Source organism: Labrys sp. WJW, assembly GCF_001676615.1.
GTDB lineage: Bacteria > Pseudomonadota > Alphaproteobacteria > Rhizobiales > Labraceae > Labrys > Labrys sedimenti.
In genome coordinates this window covers 17,830-38,766 of record NZ_LYXZ01000063.1, presented here as the reverse complement: position 1 = coordinate 38,766, position 20,937 = coordinate 17,830, and the positions used below count along the sequence as shown (strand labels likewise).

20 protein-coding genes are annotated in these 20,937 nt (G+C 64.1%); 6 read left to right on the top strand and 14 right to left on the bottom strand.

Going from position 1 to position 20,937, the window contains the following annotated elements; translation table 11 throughout:
- Nucleotides 1-132: 132 nt before the first annotated feature.
- From BA190_RS30835 to BA190_RS30805, 7 genes are all read right to left on the bottom strand, one after another.
- Entirely contained in the window at nucleotides 133-540 is a 408-nt protein-coding gene (locus BA190_RS30835; protein WP_068297323.1) for a DoxX family protein, read from the bottom strand.
- Nucleotides 541-729: 189 nt separating this feature from the next.
- Nucleotides 730-1,497, bottom strand: coding sequence for a proteasome-type protease (locus BA190_RS30830; RefSeq protein WP_068297320.1), 768 nt, complete (start codon nucleotides 1,495-1,497; stop codon nucleotides 730-732).
- Between the two features lie 266 nt (nucleotides 1,498-1,763).
- Entirely contained in the window at nucleotides 1,764-2,576 is an 813-nt protein-coding gene (locus BA190_RS30825) for an ABC transporter permease (protein WP_068297318.1), read from the bottom strand.
- Nucleotides 2,573-3,412 (bottom strand): ABC transporter permease, encoded by an 840-nt coding sequence (locus tag BA190_RS30820; protein WP_068297316.1) that lies wholly within the window; start codon nucleotides 3,410-3,412, stop codon nucleotides 2,573-2,575. The genes BA190_RS30825 and BA190_RS30820 overlap by 4 nt, the downstream gene beginning before the upstream one ends.
- A 60-nt stretch (nucleotides 3,413-3,472) precedes the next feature.
- The gene (locus BA190_RS30815) at nucleotides 3,473-4,588 is read right to left on the bottom strand and encodes an ABC transporter substrate-binding protein (protein ID WP_068297314.1); all 1,116 of its coding nucleotides are present in this window, start codon (nucleotides 4,586-4,588) and stop codon (nucleotides 3,473-3,475) included.
- 98 nt (nucleotides 4,589-4,686) lie between these two features.
- Entirely contained in the window at nucleotides 4,687-5,820 is a 1,134-nt protein-coding gene (locus tag BA190_RS30810) for an ABC transporter ATP-binding protein (protein WP_082980156.1), read from the bottom strand.
- A 314-nt stretch (nucleotides 5,821-6,134) separates the two neighbouring features.
- Nucleotides 6,135-7,043: a LysR substrate-binding domain-containing protein gene (locus BA190_RS30805; protein WP_068297311.1), complete on the bottom strand. Its 909-nt coding sequence runs from the start codon at nucleotides 7,041-7,043 to the stop codon at nucleotides 6,135-6,137.
- A gap of 98 nt (nucleotides 7,044-7,141) precedes the next feature.
- Here BA190_RS30805 and BA190_RS30800 point away from each other — a divergent pair, with 98 nt between their 5' ends.
- From BA190_RS30800 to BA190_RS30785, 4 genes are all read left to right on the top strand, one after another.
- Nucleotides 7,142-8,752, top strand: a complete 1,611-nt coding sequence (locus BA190_RS30800; RefSeq protein ID WP_371260441.1) for an amidohydrolase — start codon at nucleotides 7,142-7,144, stop codon at nucleotides 8,750-8,752.
- A 16-nt stretch (nucleotides 8,753-8,768) separates the two neighbouring features.
- Nucleotides 8,769-9,701 carry a dimethylarginine dimethylaminohydrolase family protein gene (locus tag BA190_RS30795; RefSeq protein WP_068297306.1) on the top strand — a complete coding sequence of 311 codons (933 nt, stop codon included), beginning with the start codon at nucleotides 8,769-8,771 and terminating at the stop codon, nucleotides 9,699-9,701.
- A 32-nt stretch (nucleotides 9,702-9,733) separates the two neighbouring features.
- Nucleotides 9,734-11,176 (top strand): FAD-binding oxidoreductase, encoded by a 1,443-nt coding sequence (locus BA190_RS30790; protein ID WP_068297303.1) that lies wholly within the window; start codon nucleotides 9,734-9,736, stop codon nucleotides 11,174-11,176.
- Nucleotides 11,177-11,498: 322 nt separating this feature from the next.
- Nucleotides 11,499-11,801 carry a hypothetical protein gene (locus BA190_RS30785; protein ID WP_068297301.1) on the top strand — a complete coding sequence of 101 codons (303 nt, stop codon included), beginning with the start codon at nucleotides 11,499-11,501 and terminating at the stop codon, nucleotides 11,799-11,801.
- Between the two features lie 140 nt (nucleotides 11,802-11,941).
- Here the strand turns inward: BA190_RS30785 and BA190_RS30780 are convergent, their stop codons facing one another.
- The 4 genes from BA190_RS30780 to BA190_RS30765 form a co-directional block, all read right to left on the bottom strand.
- A complete protein-coding gene (locus BA190_RS30780) occupies nucleotides 11,942-12,781 on the bottom strand; it encodes a transglutaminase family protein (protein WP_068297298.1) in 840 nt (279 codons plus the stop codon).
- Nucleotides 12,782-12,788: 7 nt separating this feature from the next.
- The gene (locus tag BA190_RS30775) at nucleotides 12,789-13,730 is read right to left on the bottom strand and encodes an alpha-E domain-containing protein (RefSeq protein ID WP_068297295.1); all 942 of its coding nucleotides are present in this window, start codon (nucleotides 13,728-13,730) and stop codon (nucleotides 12,789-12,791) included.
- A 59-nt stretch (nucleotides 13,731-13,789) separates the two neighbouring features.
- A complete protein-coding gene (locus BA190_RS30770; protein WP_068297292.1) occupies nucleotides 13,790-15,205 on the bottom strand; it encodes a circularly permuted type 2 ATP-grasp protein in 1,416 nt (471 codons plus the stop codon).
- 332 nt (nucleotides 15,206-15,537) lie between these two features.
- On the bottom strand, nucleotides 15,538-16,455 hold the full coding sequence (locus BA190_RS30765; protein WP_068297289.1) for a LysR family transcriptional regulator: 918 nt from the start codon (nucleotides 16,453-16,455) through the stop codon (nucleotides 15,538-15,540).
- A 113-nt stretch (nucleotides 16,456-16,568) separates the two neighbouring features.
- Here BA190_RS30765 and BA190_RS30760 point away from each other — a divergent pair, with 113 nt between their 5' ends.
- A complete protein-coding gene (locus BA190_RS30760) occupies nucleotides 16,569-17,597 on the top strand; it encodes an NAD(P)-dependent alcohol dehydrogenase (protein WP_068297331.1) in 1,029 nt (342 codons plus the stop codon).
- Between the two features lie 125 nt (nucleotides 17,598-17,722).
- On the opposite strand, the gene BA190_RS30755 is transcribed toward BA190_RS30760, so the two are convergent.
- The gene (locus BA190_RS30755; RefSeq protein WP_068297286.1) at nucleotides 17,723-18,334 is read right to left on the bottom strand and encodes an NUDIX domain-containing protein; all 612 of its coding nucleotides are present in this window, start codon (nucleotides 18,332-18,334) and stop codon (nucleotides 17,723-17,725) included.
- 100 nt (nucleotides 18,335-18,434) lie between these two features.
- On the opposite strand from BA190_RS30755, the gene BA190_RS30750 reads away from it, so the two are divergent.
- Nucleotides 18,435-19,190 (top strand): DeoR/GlpR family DNA-binding transcription regulator, encoded by a 756-nt coding sequence (locus BA190_RS30750; protein WP_068297281.1) that lies wholly within the window; start codon nucleotides 18,435-18,437, stop codon nucleotides 19,188-19,190.
- 82 nt (nucleotides 19,191-19,272) lie between these two features.
- On the opposite strand, the gene radC is transcribed toward BA190_RS30750, so the two are convergent.
- Both radC and map read right to left on the bottom strand, forming a co-directional pair.
- Nucleotides 19,273-20,028 (bottom strand): DNA repair protein RadC, encoded by a 756-nt coding sequence (radC, locus tag BA190_RS30745; RefSeq protein ID WP_068297279.1) that lies wholly within the window; start codon nucleotides 20,026-20,028, stop codon nucleotides 19,273-19,275.
- Nucleotides 20,029-20,859 carry a type I methionyl aminopeptidase gene (map, locus tag BA190_RS30740; protein WP_068297276.1) on the bottom strand — a complete coding sequence of 277 codons (831 nt, stop codon included), beginning with the start codon at nucleotides 20,857-20,859 and terminating at the stop codon, nucleotides 20,029-20,031.
- Nucleotides 20,860-20,937 lie beyond the last annotated feature (78 nt).

The following is a 20,937-nucleotide window of genomic DNA, read 5'->3' as shown; positions in this document are numbered from 1 at the left end:
CTCGGAACACCGTGGGGTTGACTTCAGCCCCACGGTGTTCCGAGCCGATTCAGGGAGCGCAACCTAACGCTTCATCCGCACCTTGTCGATCCGTGGAGGATCCGGGCATCTGCATGGTGGTGCGGTTCGATCCTACCGCTTGCGTGCCGTGTCCAGGCTGATCGATCCGGGACCGGCAAAGACGAAATAGAGGAAGAGGAAGCAGTAGAGGATGGCGGCGTCGCCGCCGTTCAGGGCGGGGAAGAAGGATTTCGGCGCGTGGAACATGAAATAGGCCACCGCCATTTGCCCGGAAAGGATGAAGGCGACGGGGCGGGTGAACAGGCCGATCACGATCAGCAGGCCGCCGAAGGCCTCGAGTATGCCGCCGAACCACATCAGGCCGAAGACGGGGATCTCGCGATCCGGCGCGAGTGCGGGAAAGCCGAACAGCTTCTGGGTGCCGTGGGCCAGGAAGATCAGGCCGGCAACGACGCGTACGAGGGAAAGGATGGTCGGCGCATAGGCCTGGAGGGTCGATTGCGTCGAGGATTGCGACATGCTGCTCCGTCCGTGGTCGCTGAGGGGAAAGGCAGCCTTAAGTTATCGGCATGCCTCTTTCCAGCCCGCGGGGCTGGTTCGGCGATCACGAACCATCACGTTCTTGTTTAACTTCATTCCAGATTTGGCAGGTTTTCCGGGGCGTTCCGGTGGCAGTCTCCAGCAAGACACGCGCCGATCCGCTCCGGATCAGGGCGTGTCGAGCACGCCCGTCTTGCCGATGATATAGGGCGGCCTGGGAATGGCGATGTGGGCGGCCCGCAAGGCCGCCGACCAGCGTTCGCGCAGATCGTGGAAATAGGGCTCGCCGGGCTCGATGCGATGGCTGATCTCGGATTTGAGTGCATCGCGCCGCACGGTGAGGATGTCGATCGGCATGCCGACGCCGAGATTGGAGCGCATGGTGGAGTCCATCGAGATCAGGCCGACCTTGAGGGCGTCCGGCATTTCCGTCTCGTAGTGCACGGCGCGGTCGAGGATGGGCTTGCCATATTTGTGCTCGCCGATCTGCAGATAGGGCGTATCGGCCGTCACCTCGATGAAATTGCCGGCCGAATAGATCATGAAAAGCCGCATCTTGCCGCCCTTGATCTGCCCGCCGAACAGGAAGGCCACGTCGAAGCGGCTGTTGTGTTCCTCCAGGCTGCGGCCATCGGTGGCGTAGACCTGGCGGATGGCCCGGCCGATCAACTGCGCGGCCTTGAACATGCTGGGCATGCTCATCAGCGTGTCGACCGCGCCGGTGTCGGGATTTTCCAGGCCCTCCTGGATGTGGTCGAGCACGGCCTGGCTCACCGAGAGGTTGCCGGAGGTGCACACCGCCAGGACGCGCTCACCCGGCTCCTCGAATACATGCAGCTTGCGGAATGTCGCGATGTTGTCGATGCCGGCATTGGTGCGCGTATCCGCGATCATCACCAGGCCCTCGCGAACCGAAATCCCGACGCAATAGGTCATCGACTGAACTCCCAAGCCGCCCGTCGGCGGTGCCCCCCAGCGAGCCCGAACCTTCAGGCTGCCACGCCCTTCCCATAGAGCAAGATTCGTTTGCCGCCTACGGGCGCAAAGCCGGTCGGGAGAGCGGCAAATGGCGGCAGGGGAGAGGGCCGCCGTCGCTTGTCCCTATAGGGCCGCTGTCGTCATTGCGAACGAAGCGAAGCAATCCAGTCTTGCCCCGATACACGGAACAGGATTGCTTCGCTTCGCTCGCAATGACGACAGGCTTAATGCTTCGGCGCCGAGCGCAGGCTCGAATAGACCATGCGGATGACGAGCACCAGGGTGGTCAGCACGATCAGGATGACGGAGATAGAGGCGATCGCCGGATCGATATTGTCGCGTACGCCGCTCCACATCAGCCGGGGCAGGGTGATGGCGTTCACGCTGGTGATGAAGAGGGTGACGCCGATTTCCTCCCAGGATAGCACGAAGGAGAGCATCGCCGCGGTCAGCAGGCCGAACTTGATGTTGGGCAGGATGATCCTGGTGGCGCGCTGCCAGACGCTGGCGCCCATGCCGCGGGCGGCAAGATCGATGCGCCGGTCGACCTGGCTGAGCGAGACCATGATCAGCACCACACAGAAGGGAACGATCATCACCACATGGGCGAGCACCACACCGAGCCAGGTGTCGAAGCCGATGATGGAACTGATCTGCGATAGTCCGGTGAGCAGGAAATAGAGCGTCATCGCCGAGACGACCGGCGGCACGATCATCGGCAGCAGCACGAAGCCGACAAGGGCCGCGCTGAAGCGGGGACGGAACATCCAGATGCCCACGCAGAACAGGGTCGCCAGCGTGGTGGCGAGGGCGCTCGAGACCACGCCGATGCGGATGCTGAGCAGGATGGAGTTGGCCCAGTCCGGATTGGTGAACAGGGTACGGTAATGGGTCAGGGCGTAGTTGCCGTTGGGCATGGAGAGGTAGCGTGCTGCGGTGAACGACACCGGCACCACGGCCAGCAGCGGCAGCAGCAGGAAGACGGCGACCAGGGCGGCCGCGGCAAGTGCGATCAGGCCGGGGCGATGCGAAGTCATTTGGACGCTCCCGTATCGCCGAGGCGGGCATAGCGGAACAGCAGGCCCATCAGCACGGCTACGATCACCACCAGTGTCACGCTGATCGCGGCACCGAGGCCCCAGTCCGGGCTCTGGAACATGCGCAGATAGATGAGCTCGGCCACCATCACGCTGCGGCCGCCCCCGAGAATGGCAGGCGTAACGAAGAAGCCGAGGGCGAACACGAAGACGATGAGGGTGGCGCCGATGATGCCGGAAAAGGTCATCGGCACGAAGACCGACCAGAAGATGCGCAGCGGCCCGGCTCCCATGCCGCGGGCGGCCAGGAAGACGCGCTCGTCCAGGCTGCGCATGGCCGAGGCGAGGGGAAATACGGCAAAGGGGATGAGAAAATGCGTCATGCCGACGATGACGCCGAACTCGTTGCGCACCAGCGTCAGCGGCTCGGAGACGAAGCCCAGGCTCTGGAGCCAGCTGTTGATCAGGCCGCGGTTGGAGAGCAGGGCCAGCCAGCCGAAAGCGCGGGTCAGCACCGAGATCCAGAAGGGGATGAGGATGCACAGTTCGGCGAGGCGCTGCTGCATGGGCGTGCCGCGCACCCAGACATAGGCGATCATATAGGCAGCGATGACGGTGATCGCCGTCACCATGGCGCAGATGCGGAAGGTGCGCAGGAAGACCGAGAGCACCAGCGGATCGCCGGCAAGCCTTTGATATTGCGTCAATCCGGGTTCCGGCAGCGTGATGCTCCACTGGGCGACGCCGAGGAAGGGAATGAGATAGACCAGCGCCAGGAACGCCAGCAACGGCCCTGCCAGAACCAGGAATGAAAGCGAAGACAAGGGCTTGTGCATGAACGCTCTCGCATGTCTTCACTGCCCGGGCTTGGGGGTGCCCGGGCAGTGGATGAAAGGTCAGGCCGAAATGATCTTGGTGTAGGCGTCCAGCGCAGCGCCGTAGTTTTCGGCATACCAGTTCATGTCGAGGGTGATCTGCTTGCTCATATTGGCGGGATCGACCGGGTTGAGGCGCTTCTGGTCGGCGGGGATGAGGGCATCGGTGGCCGGATTGGCGGGGCCCTGTCCGAGCATGTCGAACATCACCAGCTGCTTTTTGGGGTCTTGCGCGCTGGCGATGAATTTCATCGCATTGTCCTTGCCGCCGGGATTGTTCTTGATCACCGCCATGGCGCCGGGCGAAATCAAGCCCTGGTCCCAGATGAACTTGATCTGACCGCCGGAGTCCTTCTCCAGGATCGAGGCCCTGGTCGACCAGATCAGCGCCATCGAGGCATCGCCGCTCAGCAGCACCTGCTGGCTTTCGGCACCGCCGCCCCAATAGGACACCACATTGTCCTTGAAGGCGGCGAGCTTGTCGTGGGCGCGCTTGAGATCGAGCGGATAGAGCTTTTCCGGCGCCACGCCGTCACCGAGCAGCAGGGCCTCCCACATGCCGGCGCCCCATTTGTAGAGCGAACGCTTGCCCGGGAATTTCTCCACGTTGAAGAAATCGGCCATGCCTGTCGGCGGCTTGTCGCCGAATTTCGAGGCGTCATAGGCAATGATATAGGAGAAGAAATAGGTCGAGGAGGCATGTTCCCAGCCAAAGCCCGGCCGGAACTTCGACTTGTCGACGATATTGTAGTCGATCGGCTCGAGCATGCCCTGCTTGCCCAGGGAGATGGCCGAGAACGGATCGGCATCCACGATGTCCCAGGTCGGCTTGCCGCTCTTGAACTGGGCGGTGATGCCGCCCTCGGTCGGGCCGGTGCCGTCTTCCTTCACGGTGATGCCGGTTTCCTGCTGGAAGGGCTGGCCATAGGCGGCGTCATAGGCCTTGATGGCATCACCACCCCAATTGACCAGGACGAGCTGGCCGCCATCGGCGCGGGCCGGGCCGGTGCGCAGGGCAAAGGGGGCGCCGGCGAGCACCATGGCGGCGAGCTGGGCGAAACGCCGGCGGCTGATCTGGCCGGCTTCGACCTTCGAGGCGAGGATTTCGAGACAGTCTTTCTGGAAGGCTTCATTCATAGCCGATGTTCCCCTGTTGGGCATGCGAAGGCGGATGGTGAGAGTTGCGTTATAATTATTTGTTTTTGCGATATTTTATTGCAGAAGAGGCGGCTGTTTCAGGCATCTTCCGGCAAGAGGAAACCCTTGCTCTTGGGCCAGGTGAGCCAGAGGTCGGGCCCGTTTGCCAAGGCCTCCGCCGCGCGTTCCGTCGGCAGGGTCAGGCTCACCGGCGTGCCGCTCTTGGTTGCCAGGGACAGTTTGGTGGCCGAGCCGAGATAGGTCGAGGCCGTTACGGTGCCGGCCAGGCAGTTGAGCGATTCCACCTGCGGCCTGGCCGAGATGTCCATATGCTCGGGGCGGATGGCCAGGATGCCGGTCTTGCCGACATGGGTCTGGGACGGCACGTCGAGCAGGGCTCCGTCGCAGGAGCCGCGGGCATTGCCAGCTTCCCGCTGGACGTCGTGCAGCGGCAGGAGGTTGATGTCGCCGAGGAATTCCGAGACGAAGCGGTTGGTCGGCTTCTCGTAGACCTCTTGCGGTGTGCCGACCTGCAGCAACTGGCCCTGGTTGAAGATCGCCACATGCGATGAAAGTGCCATCGCCTCGCTCTGGTCGTGCGTGACGAAGATGAAGGTGGTGCCGAGCTCTTCATGCAGGCGCTTGACCTCGTCCTGCATCGAGTTGCGCATGTTCTTGTCGAGGGCGGAGAAAGGCTCGTCGAGCAGGAGCACGGGCGGCTCGAACACGAGCGCCCTCGCCAAGGCCACACGCTGCTGCTGGCCGCCGGAGAGCTTGGAGGGAAGCTTGTGGCCATGGCCGGACAGGCCGACACGGGCCACCATCTCGCCGACGCGGCGGCGGATCTCGTCGCCGGGCACCTTGCGGATGTGCAGGGGGAAGGCGATGTTCTGCTCCACTGTCATATGCGGGAACAGCGCATAGCCCTGGAACACCATGCCGAAGGCACGCTCTTCGGCGGAAAGGGTGGTGATATCCGTGCCGTCGCGGGTGAGGCGGCCGACGGTGGGTTTCTCGAAGCCGGCCAGGATCATCAGGAAGGTGGTCTTGCCGGAGCCCGAGGGGCCGAGCAGGGTGAGGAATTCGCCGCGGGCGATGGTCAGTGAAACGCCCTTGAGCGCTTCGAACTTGCCGAATGTCTTGCCGATGCCCTCGGCCCGGATCTCGGCAGCGTGTTCGGTGTTCGAATGACCGGCTGCCTTGCCGGGCGCTGTCCCGCCGCTTTGCGCCATGCACATCCTCCTAAGCGGGTTATCCCGGATCGAGCCGCAGGCTCGATCCGGGATAACCCGCAAGATTTCAAACGTTTGCAGAGTTGGCTCGCTTCGCCCATTTGTGGTGAAGCGAGCCAACTCTGCTTGGAGCAAAGAGCTTTGCTCCGATTCCGTGTTTCGATGCGTCTTGCGCTTCTTGCCGTGCCGCCAAATCGCAAAACGCTTTGGAAAACCTTTCAAAGCCTAAGCGTGATTATCGTTCACGACAATTGAATGTTGTTGCCCCTGGGGAAAAATTTGATTCACCCCAACGGGTAGCCCGCTACAGCTGTTCAGCCATAGTTGGAACGGTATGTCGGGCTCGTCTGCGCCAAGGCCGACTTCAACCAGTCTGCGAAGGCCCGCGAGACAGCATGGCCGGTCTTGGCGTGTTCCATCACCAGGAAATAGGAGCGGGGTGACTTGATGGCGAGATCGAAGGGGCGGATCAACTGGCCCGCCTTCATGGCGGTGCGGCAGGTGAGCTCGTCCCCCATGGCGATGCCCTGGCCGGCGGTGGCGGCGGCAAAGACGAGATTCATGTCGGAGAAGATCATGCCGCATTCGGCATTGGGGTTTTCGACATTGGCGAGTGCCAGCCAGCGCGTCCAATCGTCGAAATCGCCCAGATGAAGCAGCGGCGCCCTCAGCACGTCCGAGGGCTCGTTGAGACCGCCGACCTTGTTGAGCAAAGCCGGGCTGCACAAAGGGGTGAACTGGACCTCGCACAGCAACTCGACCGCCCGATTGGGCCAGTTGCCGTCGCCGAAGGTGATGAAGAGGTCGACATCGGGGTTGGAGACGTCGTCGAGCCGCCGCGGCGTCACCACGCGCAGCGACACGTCCGGATACATGTCCTGGAATTCGGCGATGTGGGTGCAAAGCCAAAGCGAGGCAAATCCGGGCGTGCAGCTCACCTGCAGCGTACCGGCGACGCCCTTGTCGCCATATTGCAGCGAGGCGTCCCCGATGACGGTGAGGGCCTTGCGCACCTCGTTGGCATAGTGGCGCCCGCGGGCGGTCAGCATCACGCCCTTGCCGTTGCGCTCCAGGAGGTCGAAGCCGAGATCGCGCTCGAGCAGGCGCAATTGGTGGCTGACGGCGCTGCGGGTGAGAAAGAGCTCTTCAGCGGCGCGCCAGACGCTGCCGTGGCGGGCGAAGCTGTCGAGGGCTCGCAGGGCCTGGGTAGAGGGAATGCGCAAAACGGGCTCCGGGAAGCTCTCACCAGATTTCCGGCATGATTGCCTACAGGTGAATGGAATTTGTTCAAACAGGCAAAACATATCACTTTTTGATAGCGATGTTCACCGCTTATCCTTCCTGTCAATCAGGGAGGTGGAATGTGACCAGTTCAGCACAGCAGACGGCGCTTGCGCATGTCGATGCCATCGCCGACGATCTGTCGACCTGGACCCGCACGATCTTCGATTTCGGCGAGACGGCCTGGCGCGAATATCAATCCGCGCGTTGGTATGTCGACCTGCTGCGCCGGCATGGCTTTACCGTCGAGGAAGGCTCGGCCGGCATGCCGACGGCCTTCTGTGCGCACTGGACGGGCAAGACGGGCGGGCCTGTTATCGGCATGTATGCCGAATATGACGCGGTGCCCGGCAATTGCCAGGATGCGGCGACCGTCAAGCGCCCGCGGCCGGGGTTGAGCGAACATGCCGGCGGCCATACCGATCCCCATTCCGCGCTCGGCACCTCCAGCCTCGGCGGACTGCTGGCCACCAAGCAGGCGATGGAGCGCCACGGCCTTGCCGGCACGCTGCGCTTCACCGGCGAGCCGGCCGAGAAGGTGAGGGGCTCCAAGCCTCTCCATGCCGCCAAGGGCTATTATGACGGCCTCGACGGCATGCTCTCTTTCCATCCCTTCTACATGCTGCCGATGTGCAACACGGTGCGCTGGGATACCCATTGCGGCGCCGCCTATTCGATGATCTACCGCTTCATCTGTGATGAGCCGGAGGCCTGGAACCGCGCCGCGGGCGCACCGATCCCGCAATCGCATTCGGCGGTGCGCGCGCCCGGCGCCAACGATGCGCTGATGATGATGTACATGGCCTCCAAGGCCCTGCGCGATTCCATGCTGACCCACCAGGGCGGCTGGTCGATCAGCGAGGCGATCCTTACGGCCGGCCAGGCGACGGCGGACAATCTTCCCGCGGGCCTGGCCGAGATCCAGTACATGATGCGCATGCCGACCCTCGACATGGCGGAGCAGGCGACGGCCATGCTCGACCGCAATGCCGAGATGGCAGCTAGCATGACCGGCTGCCGCTATGAGCGCCACTGGGTGTGCAAGTCGCGCCCGGGCCTGGCCAACCATGCCATCGCCAATGTCGTCTGGGATGCGATGTCGACGGTGGGCGCGCCGCGCTGGGGCGAGGAGGCCTGCCGGCTTGCGCGTGAGATCCAGGTCAATCTCGGCCTGGAACCGATGGAAAAGCCCTTCCTTGCCGAATGCGAGCGCCTGATCGCCCCTGAGGAAGCCGAGGCGATCCTGCGGCGGGACCTGCCTCCCTCCCAGCTCAACTCGACCTCGGACGATTACACCGACATGAGCTGGCATGCCCCGACCGCCCGCTTCTATGTGGCCCGGCCGGCCCTCAGGGCTCCGGAAGGCTATACCTATCCGGGGTGGGTGATGAATGCGCTGGGCGGCATGCCTGCCACCATCGATCCGATGGTGACGACGGCGGCCAAGACGATCGCGCTCTCGGCCCTGCGCCTGATCGAGGACGAGGAGGCGCGTGCCGCCGCCCGTCGTGAATTCGAGGAACGTACCGGCGGCGGCATCGGCGGCTCCAACTGGATCCCGCCATTGGCCGACTATCCGCCGCCGATCGGCTTCCGCTGGCCCGAATATGTCACCACCACTCGCGGGCGCGAATGGTGGATCCCCACCTGATGAAAGGCAAAAGACCATGAACCGCATCGAACAGATCCATGTCGACGACGCCTTTACGCTGCGCCGCCGCAACCTCGCCGGCGGCACCAAGCCGCTCAAGCATTGGGGCTTTCGCAACGAGACCGATCGCCTCACGGACGTCCTGCTCGGCTCGCCGGCCTATCTGAGGCACATGGCCACCAGTTCCCTGTCGCGCAAGCATCTGCGCGAGGCGCCCTGCAACATCCAGACCGCCCAGGCCCAGCACAAGGAACTGGCCTCGGCCTATGAACATTTCGGCGTCAACATCCACTGGCTGGAACCGGAAGTCGAACTGCCGATGCAGGTCTATACGCGCGATTCCAGCGTGATGACCCCCTATGGCGTCTTCATCACCGCCATGGCCAATTGGTGGCGCCGCGGCGAGAACTACGCCGCCATCCGCGCCTATGAGAAGATGGGTATCCCGATCTACGACATGGTAACCGCGGGCACCTTCGAGGGCGGTGATTTCAACGTCATCGAAGAAGGCTGCGTGCTGATCGGCTGCGGCGGTGCCCGCACCCAGGAGGAGGGCGCCCGCCAGGTCGCGGACTGGTTCGAGAGGGAAGGTTGGGAGGTCCGGCTCGCCTTCATCGACGAATATTACGTCCATATCGACCTGATGGTGGTGCCGATCGCGCCGAAGCTGACGGCAGTGTGCCTGGCCTGCACGGAACCGGGTATCGTCGACTGGCTCAAGGCCAAGGGCCACGAGATCATCGACGTGCCATTCCAGGATACGATGGCGCTCGGCTGCAACTTCATGTCGCTGGGCAATGACCGCATCATCGCACCCACGGCGAGCAAGAGCCTGATCGGCCAGCTCAAGGCACGCGGATTCGAGGTTGCGGCCGTCGATACCGGCGAGATATCCAAGACGGGCGGCGGTATTCACTGCATGGCGCAGGCCCTGCGCCGCGCGGCCTGAGCGCTCACGGCCAAAGACAATGAGGTAAGGCGATGATCGAGCAGGAAAACAGGCTTCCAGCGGATTTCCTGTCCGATCTCGCCTCGGCAGTCGGTGCCGCCAATATCCGCACGGGCGCAGCGATCGCCGAGCTCGATCCAGGCGAGGAGCCCGACAATCTCGGCGCTTCCGCCGTCGTCTCGCCGGCGACGACAGGGGAAGTCGCCGCGGTCGTACGCCTGTGCGTCCGTGACGGCGTCTCGATGGTGCCGCAGGGCGGGCGTACCGGCCTCGTCGGCGGCGGTATCTCGACGGCGGGACAGCTGGTGATATCGACCCGCCGCCTGAACCGGATCGAGCGGCTCGATGCCGATGAGCGCGTGGCGGTGGTGGAAGCCGGCTGCACGCTGCAGGCCCTGCAGGAGGCCGCCCTCGTCCATCGCCTCGAACCTGGCATCGACCTGCCGGCACGAGGATCGGCCACCATCGGCGGCATGATCTCCACCAATGCCGGGGGCATCATGGCCTTCCGTAACGGCGTGATGCGCCATCGCATCCTCGGCCTGGAAGCGGTGCTGCCGGATGGTTCCGTCTATTCCGATCTCACCCGGGTGGTGAAGAATTCGGCAGGCTATGATCTCAAGCACCTGCTGATCGGGGCCGAGGGAACGCTCGGCATCGTCACCAGGGTCGCGATCAAGCTGGACGCCGTACCGCCGGCGCACGCCGTGGCCCTGTTCGGTTTCGGCTCGGTGCCCGCGGCGCTTGCCGCCATCCGGCGCGCCCTCGACGCGCGGGTTGGCGAATTGCGCGCGGCCGAGGCGATGTGGGCCGATTATTTCCGGTATGCCACCCGCCACTTCGGCTGGTCGGCGCCCGATTTCTCCATGGAGCACCAGATCTATCTCATCCTCTCCCTGGGGGGCGCCGACGAAGCCGCTCTCCAGGAAGAACTGGCGGCCATCTATGAGGAAATGCTTGAAAGCCATCCCGAGACCAGCGCCGTCTTGGCCAGCTCGCTGGCGCAGGAGCAGGCGATCTGGCGGCTGCGCGAGGAATCGGCCGTCATCTATGTCGACCATCCCAATTCACCCAGCTTCGACGTCTCGCTACCCTTGTCGCAAGTGGACGACTATGTGCGCGCCAGTATCGCCGGCCTTGCTGGCGTCTCGCCGGGGCTCGCTCCCTTCGTCTTCGGCCATCTGGGCGATGGCAACCTGCATATCATGCTCAACCGGGCGGAAGACGCGCTGACGGCGGACGACATCGCCGGCGTGGAAGCGGTGCTTTATGGCGGCATCCGCCAGCGCGGCGGCTCGTTTTCGGCCGAGCACGGCGTCGGTTCCAAGCGCATCCATGCCCTCTATGCCACGGCGGATCCGGTCAAGCTCGGCTTGATGCAGGCGATCAAGGCGATGGTCGATCCGGCTGATCTCATGAATCCCGGCAAGGTGATCGATCCGTCTCGTCTGCCCGAAACCAAGCGTTCGAGCTGATACGGCCTGTGCGGGGAAGATGCCATCGATGGCGAATGCAGACAGCTTCGCGCCGCTGCCGGCATGCGGCTGTTGCCGCTCCGGCCCAGTATAACGCCTACCTCATCCGAATAGGGCATTGCTTCTTTCGTCGAAAGAATTCACTGTCCGAAATCGTCATGTATGGAAATCAGCTTCGCGTGAAAAAGCCAGCCCCCTTCTTTCGGAGGAGTTTTTGCTAGACTCGGGCGGCCCAGTATCGGCAAGATCGATTCCAGCTACAGACGGGTAGAACGAAGACGCCGGGTTCCGCAGCAGACCAACGGAATACTTGGAGAGACCTATGTTCGTGATCTGGCCTGTCATCGTCGCGATGGTGCTGGGCGCCCTGTGCGGGACCTTTGTCCCGGTACTGGCTTTCACGATCATCGCCTTGATCGCTTCGATCGGCAGCGCGGTCATCATCTGGATGGCGGGTTTTGGCCTGGGGACCGCCCTGATTGACATGGTGGCCATCGCCGTCGCACTGCAGGTCGGCTATGTCCTCGGGATCCTGATCTCGCTCGCGGTCAGCAAGCTGGCTCCGAAGTTGCGGCCGGGCGTGGTGCGACGCTACGAGCACGAACACGATTCAAGCCGGCCTTGAGAGCCTGCCCGCACCGTCGGCGCTAAAGCAAAGCGCGTTTGGACGGAAACGCTGCATTGCTCTAACTCTTTGATTGGACGCGTCTTTGCGATTCCTGGTGATTCCACCAAATCGCAAAACGCTTTAGGGAACCTGCCGGGTCAATTCTGCGACTGACGCTGCGCCTGGGGGCGCTCTCCCTTTTCGCCGATATCGACGCTGACCTCCAGGCTTTCGCCCTCGCCGCCGTAATGGGCGCCCCGCACCGGCGCGGCGCCCAGATAGTCCAGGCCCACAGCGACACGGATGTGATGGACTGTCGGACAGACCGACAATGCCGGGTCGAACCCGACCCAACCCAGGCCCTCGATATAGGACTCGGCCCAGGCATGGGTGGCATTGCCTTGCTGCGTCGGCGGCTGCCATAGCAATCCGCTGACATAGCGGGCCGGGAGGCCGAGCGTACGGGCGCAGGCGATGAAGAGATGGCTGACGTCCTGCGCGACGCCGCTGCCGGCAGCGAACGCCTGCGTCAGGCCGGCTGCCGGTTGCTTTGGATCGGGACTGACCTCGACACGCTCATGGATCGCCTGCATCAGGGCGTGGCAGACGGCGAGGCCGCCTTCCGCCGCCCCGGCACTCCGGCGGGCGAAGTCCTGGATCGAGGCGTCGGCCTGGGTGAGATCGGTATCGCGCAGATAGAGGGCGACAGGGAAACGTTCGACGACGCCGTGCAGCACGCCGGCATTGTCATGGGTCTCCACTTCGCCTTCCACGCGCACCCGCAGGCTTTCGATGCTGCCGATCGCCGTGAAGGCGTGGCTGATATTGCCGAAGGCATCCTCGGACTGGCTCAGCCTGACATCCTGATCCACGTCGATGCGCCAGCGCACCACATGCTGGCCATCATGCGAGCGCGGGGTCAGCCGCAAGGTCTGGATCACGGATTTGGCCGGCCGCGCGTAGCGATAGACGGTTTCGTGGGCAACGCAGATGCGCATGGTTTCGTCAGATCAGATATTGCTCGGCAATCGCCGTGCTTAGATTGTTGTTGTCGGTGATGAAATCGGTGATGAAATCATGCAACCCGGACTGGAAAACCTCGTCGATGCTCAGATTCTGCAGGCGCGACTGGGTAACACGGGCCAGGCGCTGGGCGGGGCCCTGCCGGCCATAGACCTGAGCGAGTTGATCGAGATTCCCATTCAGGTTCTCATAGCATGAAGCAAGCGAACGCGGCATCTGTGTGTTCAGGATCAGGAGATCGGCGACCAGCCATGGCTTGAGGCTTTCCTTGTAGACCCAGTGATAGGCGGTCAGGGCGGAGACGGCGCGCAGGATGGCCGTCCACTGGAAATAGTCGAGACTGCCGCCGACGCTCTCCGAAGGCGGCAGCAGTACGTGATATTTGACGTCGAGAATGCGGGCCGTGTTGTCGGCGCGCTCGAGGAACAGGCCGAGCCGTGCGAAGGCATAGGCATCGTTGCGCAGCATGGTGCGGTAGGCCGAGCCGTCGAACATCAGGGAGACGCCCTTGACCCATTCGAGGAAGCGGGAGACTTCCTCGCGGCTCATCCGGGCAGAGTCATAGCGCTTGAGCTGGAGCCAGGCGTCGTTGATGGTCGACCACATCTCCGCCGTGAGGGCGGTGCGCACGCCGCGGGCGTTGGTGCGTGCCATCTCGAAGCAGTTGCGGATCGAGGAGGGGTTCTCGGCGGAAAAGGCCAGGAACTCGGTGACCGTCCGCTCATTGGCCTCCTCATAGGCGGCAAAGAAGGCCGGGCCGCATCCGGCTGTCTCGACCGCGCTCTCCCATTCCGTGGTCAGGCCGCCATAGGAGGCCGGCAGGGACGACAGGCGGTAGGCCGCGTCGAGGATGCGGGCGAGATATTCGGCCCGTTCGACATAGCGGGCCAGCCAGAACAGGTTATCGGCGGTACGCGACAGCATGCGTCAATGTCCGGGCGAGAGGAAGCAGGAGAGCGGCTGCGGGGCGTTCGGGGCTGATATCATCGATCCAGGACCCAGGTATCCTTGGTGCCGCCCCCCTGGCTGGAGTTCACCACCAGAGAGCCTTGCTTCAGTGCGACGCGGGTCAGGCCACCCGGTACGATGCGGACCTTGTCCGAACCAGTGAGGACGAAGGGCCTGAGGTCGACATGGCGGGGCGCGATGCCCTCCTCGACATAGCAGGGACAGGTCGAGAGGGCTAAGGTCGGCTGGGCGATATAGCCGAAGGGCTGAGCCTTCAGCTTCGCCCTGAAGTCGGCGATCTCGGCCTTGCTGGCATGCGGGCCGATCAGCATGCCGTAGCCGCCGGATCCCGAGACCTCCTTGATCACCAGGCTTTCGAGATTGTCGAGCACATAGGCGAGGGCCTCCGGCTCGCGGCAGCGATGCGTCGGAACATTCTGCAGGATCGGCTCCTCGCCGAGGAAGAACCGTACGATGTCGGGCATGTAGGAATAGACGGCCTTGTCGTCGGCAACGCCGGTGCCGACGGCATTGGTCAGCGTGACATTGCCGGCACGATAGGCTGTCATCAGGCCGGGAACGCCGAGCGCGGAATCCGGCCGGAAGGCGAGGGGATCGAGGAAGTCGTCGTCGATGCGCCGATAGATCACGTCGACCCGGCGAGGCCCCTGCGTGGTGCGCATATAGACGATCTCGTCGCGCACGAAGAGGTCGCGTCCCTCGACGATCTCGATGCCGAGGCGATCGGCCAGGAAGGAGTGCTCGTAATAGGCCGAATTATACATGCCGGGCGTCAGCAGGACCACGACCGGATCGCGCGAGGCCGAGCGGGGGGCGATCGAGCGCAGGGTGGCGAGCAGTTCATCCGTGTAGTTCTCGACCGGCGCGATGCGATGGCGCGCCACCACCTCCGGGAACAGGCGCATGGTCACTTCGCGGTTCTCCAGCATGTAGGAGACGCCGGAGGGGGTGCGGGCATTGTCTTCGAGCACGTAGAAGGTATCGGCGTCGACCCGCACGATGTCGATGCCGGCTATATGGACATAGACGTCGTGCGGCACGCTCTGGCCCGCCATCTCAGGGCGGAAGGCCGGGTTGTTGAAGATCAGGTCCTCCGGCACCACGCCGGCGCGCACCACTTCGCGTTTGCCGTAGACGTCCTTGATATACATGTTCAGCGCACGCACGCGCTGTTCGAGGCCGCTCTTGAGCGTATTCCACTCCTGGGCTGCCAGAATGCGCGGGATGATGTCGAAGGGGATCAGGCGCTCGGCGCCGTCCTTGTCGCCATAGACGGCGAAAGTGATGCCGATGCGCCGGAACAGCAACTCGGCCTCGTTGCGTCGGTGGGTCAGCAATTCCTTGGGGGCCGTGGAGAGCCATTGCGCGAGATCGGCATAGGCGGGACGTATCGTGCCGTCGCTCAGGGTCATCTCGTCGAACGCCGCCATGCAATCCCTCCAGACGTGCAATCTGGCGTTACATTGAGCGAGATCCAGCAAGGCGGCAAGCGGTCTGCGCAGAAGGATTGGTGAGATCGTGAGCAGAATTGCAGATTTGCCTAGCGCGGAGGCAGCTTGCCCGTCGCGCTGGCATTGTTTGCCTGAAATGGCGGCTGAGGCCTGTGCGGCAGGCAACCTGTCCCTCGCTCTCCGTCAGCGGAGATTCACGAGCGCGGCCGGCAGGCGCCGAGGTCGCCAATCGCAATAGAATGCAAGCGGTCGGCTTCAGGGTACATCGTGCATCTGACCGCGGATCGCGATCGACCCGGAAAGCCGTGCCTTCAGAGGCCGACTTCGTTGCTCATCAGGCGGGAAAGGTTGGCTGCGAGCATGTCGATGGCGGCCCTTACGCGCAGCGGCTGCAAGGGAGAGCGTGGCCAAAGGGCATGCACGTCGAAGACGAGGCCGGGATGTTCGGTCAGCACCCGCACCAACTCGCCCCGGCGCACGCGTTCGGCCACCAGCCAGCAGGGCATCCAGGCAAGGCCTGCTCCGGCCACCGCGGCATCGGCGATGGCATCGAGGGAATCGAAGATGTAACGGCTCGGGGGCATGATCTCGACGGCAGGGCCGCCCATCACCGGGAACAGCCATGAGCGAGGCTGGCCCGAACGACCGTAGAGAATGGCGTGATGGTCGGCGAGGGCGGCGAGGGTGAGCGGCGCGCCGTGTTCACGCAGATAGGCCGGGGCGGCGCACACGGTCATGCGCTGCTGGGCGACACGGCGCGTGATCAGGTTCATGTCGGATTCGAGGGCGCCGTTGCGAATGGCGAGATCGTAGCCTTCCTCGATCAGGTCGACACGCCTGTCGTTGAAATTGAGCTCGAGTTCGAGAGCCGTATGCTGGGCGGCGAGCCGGAGCAGCAGCGGCGCGACGCAGGCGCGCCCGAACAGGGCCGGCATGGTGACGCGCAGCCGGCCGCTGACATCGCGCCGGCCGCTGTCGAGCATGGCCTCGCCCTCGCGGATCTCGGCCAGTGCCCGCAGGCAGCGCTCATAGAAGACCTGGCCGTCCTCGGTCAGCGCCTGGCTGCGCGTGGTGCGGTGGAAGAGCCGGGCACCCAGGCGTTCTTCGAGCCGGGCGATGGACTTGCCGACCGCCGAACGCGACAGGTTGAGCCGTTGGGCAGCGGCGGCAAAGCCGCCAGCTTCTACCGCTTCGACGAAGACCGAGACACCGTTGAGACGATCCGCCATGGCAAGAGCGATCTTGTAGAGAAATAAGAACCAATGATCGGAAATTATATCGCCACTGGTGCTTGAAATTCAACATTACTGTGCCGCTCCCTCAAATCCGAATGGAGACGACGATGACGGCACAGATGAAGCGGTGGTCGATGAACGCAATCGGGCGCGATCGGCTCGCGCTCGAACAGGGACCCAGGCCCCGGCCGGCGGTGGGGGAGGTGCTGGTCCGGGTGACGGCCGTTTCGTTGAACTACCGCGACAAGCTGGTGATCGAGACCGGCTTCGGCCAGCCGCTGGCCTTTCCCTTCACCCCGGCATCGGACATGGCGGGTATCGTCGAGGTGCTCGGCGAGGGGAGCACGCGATTCAAGCCGGGTGACCGGGTGATCTCCACCTTCATTCCCGGCTGGATCGATGGGCTGAACGACGGTACGGCCCGTGTGCCGCCCTACCGCACTTTGGGCGGCATGCGGCCCGGCGTTCTTGCCGATTATGTGGCCTTTCCCGAAGACTGGTTCACCCTCGCGCCGGCGACGCTCGATGATGCCGCCGCGAGCACCTTGCCGGTGGCAGGGCTGACGGCCTGGTTCGCGCTGGTGGAGCGCGGGGCGCCCCTGGCCGGCAAGACCGTCTTGGTACAGGGCACCGGCGGCGTCTCGCTGTTCGGGCTGCAGATCGCCAAGGCCGCCGGGGCCAGGGTGATCGTCACGTCCGGGAGCGCCGACAAGCTGGTACGAGCCCGGGAGCTCGGCGCCGATCATGGCATTGATCGCAGCCGCGAGAACTGGGTGGAGGCCGTCCATCGCCTGACTGGCGATCGTGGTGCCGATCACATCCTCGAAGTCGCCGGGGGCCCCAATCTGGGGCAGTCCGTCCAGGCGGCCGCGATGGGCGGGCGCATTTCCGTCATCGGCGTGCTGGAAGGCGTGGAGGTTTCCGCTCCGGTGGTTCCCCTGATGCTCAAGGGCCTGACGGTCCAGGGCATCGGCGTCGGCCATCGCCGGGCACAGGAGGATCTGGTGCGGGCCGTCGACGCGCTCGGCCTCCGGCCCGTCATCGACAAGCGCTACGGTTTTGCCGAGCTTCCAGCCGCACTCGATCATCTCGATCGCGGTGCCTTCGGCAAGATCGTGATCGAGACGGATCGGTAGGTGGAGGGGGCTTCGCGCCCGGCCTTGGCACCCTGGTTGCGTTTTCATGTAGGAACGCGGGATATGCGGAGTGTCAGCCTCTGGCTGACATCCTGCCCGGCTGCTTGCGCTTCGTTTCCAAAATGTCAGCCGGAGGCTGACACTCCTCCTTCCGCCTTGCCGAAGAGATGCAGGGCGGCATGGTAGAGCAGCATGATGGTCTTGCCGTCGCGGATCTCGCCGCGCGCGATCATCGCCAGGGCCTCGTCGATGTCGAGTTCGAGGAGATCGATGTCCTCGCCTTCCTCGGCCTGGCCGCCGCCCGTGCCGACACGATAACCGGGGCTATAGGGTGCAACGAAGAAATAGAGCTTCTCGGTCACCGAGCCCGGGCTCATATAGGCCTCCATCACGCGCCGGACTTCGTGGATGCGAAAGCCGGTCTCTTCCTCGGTCTCGGCGCGGATGCGTTCCTCCGGGCCGGCCTTGTCGAGAAGGCCGGCGGGGGTCTCGATCAGGAGATCGTCCCATCCGTTGACGAAGGCCGGATAGCGGAACTGGCGCGTGAGGACGACGGTGCGCCGTGAAGGATCGTAAAGCAGGATGGTGGCACCGTTGCCGCGGTCATAGGTCTCCCGGCTCTGCCTTTGCCAGCTCCCGTCGCCGCGGCGATAGAGAAACGTCGTCTTCTTCAGGACATACCAGTCATCGGAGAGGAGTTCGACATCCTCCACACGCACCCGATGCGCCACGCTCATGGAAACCTCTCTGCACGGAATATCGTGAATTATCTTGAGTTAGCCTCAAATTTCGTGCAATTTCGTGTAGAGTCAAGAAAATTCGTGAGGCGACGGCATCATGCTCACCAGCGAGCGCAAGGCCTATATTCTCCAGGTCCTCGGCCGGGACGGGCGTGTCATTGCCAAGACCGTCAGCCGGGAACTCGACCTGTCGGAGGACACCATCCGCCGGGATCTGCGCGAGCTGGCGGGCGAGGGGCTGCTGCAGCGTGTGCATGGCGGTGCCTTGCCGGCCTCGCCCGCCATGGGCGATCTCGTGCAGCGCCGCGAGGTTTCCGCGGCCGGCAAGCTCGCCATCGGCCGGGCAGCCGCGCGCCTGGTGCGTCCGGGACAGGTCGTGATGCTCGATGGCGGCACCACGGCGATGCAGCTCGCGCGTCATCTCGATCCCGGTCTCAAGGCCCTGGTGGTGACCCATAGTCCGAATGTCGCGGTCGAGCTCGCCGGCCATGCCGGCGTCGAGGTGGAACTGATCGGTGGCAGGCTGTTCCGCCACTCCATGGTTGCGGTGGGTGCAACCGCCGCCGAGGCGATCACGCGTATCCGGGCCGACGTCTATTTCATGGGCGTGACGGGCATCCATGCCGAGATCGGCTTGACCACGGGCGACAGCGAAGAGGCGGCCATCAAGCGGGCCCTGTGCCGTCAGGCTGCGGAAACCGTGGTGCTGGCGTCCCGGGAAAAACTCGGCGCGGCCTCGCCTTTCCAGGTGACGACGATGGATGCGATCGATGTCATGCTGGTAGAGGAAGACACGCCCGACCAGGCCGTCGAGCCTTTCCGTGCCCTTGGAGTTACCGTCATCCGGGCCTGATGTTCCAAGGCGGGCCGGGAACGCTCCCTTGCTCCGGGCTTGGCGGACGGGTCCACCCGCTGGACCATGGATTTGGTGCCTGTCAGAACAGCCGCAATGCCTTCAGGCTGACATGGCCGTCGCGGCCGATGATGATGTGGTCATGCACCACGATGCCGAGCGGCCCGGCGACATCGGCGATGGTGCGCGTCATCGATACGTCCGCCGAGGAGGGCGAGGGATCGCCGGAGGGGTGGTTGTGCACGAGGATCAGGGCAGTGGCCGAGAGTTCCAGCGCCCGCTTCACCACCTCGCGCGGGTATACGGGCGTATGGTTGACTGTGCCTCTCTGCTGGACCTCGTCGGCGATCAGGCCGTTCTTGGTGTCGAGGAAGAGGATGCGGAAGATTTCGCGCTCGGCGAAGGCCATGGTGCTGCGGCAATAGTCGATCAGGGCCGCCGAGGTCGACAGCACCGGTCGCTTGGCGATGCCGCCTTTGGCGAGGCGGTGGCCGGCCGCCTCGACGATCTTGAGGTCGCCGGCCACGCCGTCGCTGACGCCGTCGATCTCCCTGAGCCGGGCGATCGGAGCACCCAGGACCTCGGCCAGCGAACCGAAACGGGCGATCAGCGCCTTGGCGAGCGGCTTGACGTCCCGGCGCGGGATGGAGCGGAACAGGATCAGTTCGAGGAGTTCGTAGTCGGGCAGGCGGCCCTCGGCCTCGGCAAAACGCTGGCGCAGCCTCTCGCGATGGCCGTGATAATGCGGCTCCGCCGTTTCGGCGGCTGGCGGGAACAGGGGCGCTTCGCCCAGGCCGGGAAGGGGGGCGTCCGGCAATGGCGAGCGCCCCTTCTTCATTCAGGCAGCCTTGGCATAGGGTGGCTGGTTCAACTCGGCGGGGGAGAGGGTGAAGATCTCGACGCCCGTCTCGGTGACGCCGACGCTGTGCTCGAACTGGGCCGAGAGAGAACGGTCACGCGTGACCGCGGTCCAGCCGTCATTGAGCACCTTCACGTCCGGGCGGCCGAGATTGATCATCGGCTCCACCGTGAAGAACATGCCGGGCTTGAGCACCACGCCCTCGCCGCGCCGGCCGTAATGCAGGATGTTGGGTTCGTCATGGAACAGGCGACCGAGGCCGTGGCCGCAGAAATCGCGCACCACCGAGCAGCGCTCGGCTTCGGCATAGCTCTGGATGGCATAGCCGATATCGCCGGTGGTCGCGCCCGGCTTGATGACGTTGATGCCGCGCATCATCGCCTCGTAGGTGACTTCCATCAGCCGCTCGGCGCGGCGGGCGATGTCGCCGGCTGCATACATGCGGCTGGAGTCGCCGTGCCAGCCATCGAGCACCACGGTGTAGTCGATGTTGAGGATGACGCCATCCTGCAGCGGCTTGTCGTCGGGGATGCCGTGGCAGACCACATGGTTGAGCGAAATGCAGCTCGACTTGCGATAGCCGCGATAGAACAGGGTGGCCGGATAGGCCTTGTTGTCCATCGCGAATTCGAACAGCATCCGGTCGAGCTGGTTGGTGGTGACGCCGGGCTTGACCACGTCCACCATCAGATCGAGGCCCTGGGCCGCAAGCCTGCCCGCCGCGCGCATGCCGGCAAAGGCCTCCGGGCCATGGATCTTGATCTGGCCGTTCTTGCGCTGGGGAGACAGTTCTGCGTCGATGAAGCTCATGAAACTACCTGATTAGACGTGTCGGATTCTTATGCCATCTGGGGATGCGGGCAGGAAAGAGAATTCTGAATATCGCAT